The organism is Pseudomonas sp. 1D4, assembly GCF_001728925.1.
Lineage (GTDB): Bacteria > Pseudomonadota > Gammaproteobacteria > Pseudomonadales > Pseudomonadaceae > Metapseudomonas > Metapseudomonas otitidis.
Genome location: NZ_LXJQ01000134.1, coordinates 1 through 603, shown reverse-complemented (window position 1 = coordinate 603; position 603 = coordinate 1). Strand labels below are relative to the sequence as shown.

The window sequence follows — 603 nt, the reverse complement described above, 5'->3', positions numbered from 1 at the left end:
GGCGTCTTCTGCAGCACGCTGTCTTCGGCGCCCAGTTGATACGCCTCCTGCATCCACGCCAGGCGGTTGTGCAGGGCGAGATGGCGGTTGCCGGCGCCCTTGGGCTTGCCGGTGGAGCCGGAGGTGTAGATGACGTAGGCGAGGTTTTCCGGGTGCAGCGGCACGCCGGGGTTGGTTTCGTCCTGATCGGCCCAGGCGGCGGCCTGATCCAGTTCCAGTACCGGCAGCCCGGCGGGAATCGGCAGGCCGGCTCGCAGGTGCGATTGGGTCAGCAGCAAGGCAATGCCGCTGTCCTCGAACAGGTAGGCCAGACGGCCCTGGGGGTATTCCGGGTCCAGCGGCACGTAGGCGCCGCCGGCCTTGAGGATGGCCAGCAGCCCCACCACCATCTCCACCGAGCGCTCGGCGGCGATGCCCACCAGCCCATCCGGGCCCACGCCCAGGCGGCGCAGGTGATGGGCCAGGCGGTTGGCCTCGGCGTTCAGCTCGGCGTAGCTGAGGGTGCGGCCGGCGAAAGTCAGCGCCGGGGCATTCGGCTGGCTGAGTGCGCGCTGCTCGAACAACTGATGCACGTAGATGCTGCCGGGGTAGTCGCGGGCGGTG

Annotated in this window: 1 protein-coding gene; it reads right to left on the bottom strand. The window is 69.7% G+C overall.

Features of this window, described 5'->3' with window-relative positions; genetic code table 11:
- A partial coding sequence (locus A7D27_RS26895; RefSeq protein WP_139134216.1) for an AMP-binding protein occupies positions 1–603 on the bottom strand: 603 nt, incomplete at both ends.